Origin of the sequence: Mesorhizobium sp. M7A.F.Ca.MR.362.00.0.0 (assembly GCF_004023175.1) — a bacterium.
Taxonomy (GTDB): domain Bacteria; phylum Pseudomonadota; class Alphaproteobacteria; order Rhizobiales; family Rhizobiaceae; genus Mesorhizobium.
Genome location: NZ_RZTF01000020.1, coordinates 38,855 through 39,447, shown reverse-complemented (window position 1 = coordinate 39,447; position 593 = coordinate 38,855). Strand labels below are relative to the sequence as shown.

Genomic DNA, 593 nt, shown 5'->3' with positions numbered 1-593 from the left:
GAAGCCGGCGGAAGCCGAGCCGAAGGCACCGCTGCGCACGGTCGCTGTGGTGACGCCGCCACGCAAGACCTATGCACGCGCCATCCGCATTTCCGGGCTGACCGAAGCCGACAAGCGGGCGGTGCTGGCGACGCGCGTCGCCGGTGTCATCGACAAGCTGCCTGTCAAGCAAGGCGATCACGTCAAGACGGGGGATCTGGTGCTGATGCTTGCGGCGGAAGAAAAGATCTCGATGGTCGACAACGCCAAGCAATTGGTGGTGCAGCGTCAGGCCGAGCTGGACGCAGCCTTGCGGCTGATGAAATCAGGCAATCTGCCGAAGCTGCAGCTCGACACCGCGCGCTCGAACCTGACCTCGGCGCAGTCGCAACTGGAAACGGCACAGGCCGAACTCGACCGCAACGAGGTGAAGGCGCCTTTCGACGGCGTTATCGACCGGGTGCCGGTGGAACTTGGCAGCTCCATCATGCAAGGCGGCGAGGTGGCGACCATCCTCAAGCTCGATCCGGTGATTGCCCGCGGCGAAGTCAGCGAGCGCGATCTCGGCTACCTCAAGCTCGGCGACAAGGCCACCATACGGCTGGTCAGCGGCC

The 593-nt window shown here is 64.8% G+C and carries 1 protein-coding gene; it reads left to right on the top strand.

Annotation, left to right across the window (positions count from 1 at the left end; all coding sequences use genetic code 11):
• On the top strand, positions 1-593 hold a 593-nt coding region (locus EOC06_RS41740), incomplete at both ends, for an efflux RND transporter periplasmic adaptor subunit (RefSeq protein WP_245469344.1).